Here is a 998-nt window from a genome sequence, read left to right on the forward strand (position 1 = left end):
CAGTCAAGTTGCTTGGATCTACAACTGGTGTTACTGTTGGATCCGTCACCTTGTTCTTACCAGAATCTGTTGCTGGTGTACTTGGATCTTTAACAGTTACTTTAACTGGAACTTCTTCTGTAGATCCATCTGGGTAGGTTACAACGACTACTGGTGATTTGTCACCTGGTGTTGTTGTATCTACTGGTTGCTTGAACTTAGCTGTTGTTCCTTCTGGAAGTCCCTTGAAGTTCTCAATTGAATCTTCTGCTTTTGGTTCTTCTCCAACTTTAACAGCTTGGTCCTTAGCTTTTGGCTCGTTCTTATCTGCATCTGTTGGTTCTGACACAGTCACTTTAACTGGAACTTCATCTTGTGAACCGTCTGGGTAAGTTACCACTACTGTCGCATCTTTTTCACCTGGGGTTGTTGTATCTACCGGTGTCTTGAACTCTACTTTTGTATCTTCAGGAAGATCACCTACATTACCAATTGAATCTTTAGCAGATGGTTTATCTCCCGGTTTAACAGTTTGAGCTTTTGGAGTTGGAGTGTTGTTTTCTGCATCAGATGTCTTCTCTGGATCTTTTACAGTTACTTTAACTGGAACTTCATCCTTAGAACCATCTGGGTAAGTCACAACGACTGTCGCTCCTTTATCACCTGGGGTAGTTGTGTCTACTGGTGTCTTGAACTCTACTTTTGTTCCTTCTGGAAGATCACCTACATTACCAATTGAATCTTTAGCATTTGGTTTATCTCCTGGTTTAACAGTTTGATCTTTAGCTGTTGGAGTGTTCTTATCTGCATCCGTTGGTTCTTTAACGGTTACTTTAACTGGGACTTCATCTTGTGAACCGTCTGGGTATGTTACAACGACTGTCGCATCTTTTTCACCTGGAGTAGTTGTATCTACTGGTGTCTTGAACTCTACTTTTGTTCCTTCTGGAAGATCTCCGACATTACCGATTGAATCTTTCGCAGATGGTTTATCTCCTGGTTTAACAGTTTGATCTTTA

The 998-nt window shown here is 41.2% G+C and carries 1 protein-coding gene; it reads right to left on the reverse strand.

Going from position 1 to position 998, the window contains the following annotated elements:
* The coding region (locus HMPREF2987_RS05815) for a Rib/alpha-like domain-containing protein (protein ID WP_257375145.1) at positions 1 to 998 on the reverse strand (998 nt) is incomplete at both ends.

This window comes from Streptococcus sp. HMSC067H01 (assembly GCF_001814775.1).
Taxonomy (GTDB): domain Bacteria; phylum Bacillota; class Bacilli; order Lactobacillales; family Streptococcaceae; genus Streptococcus.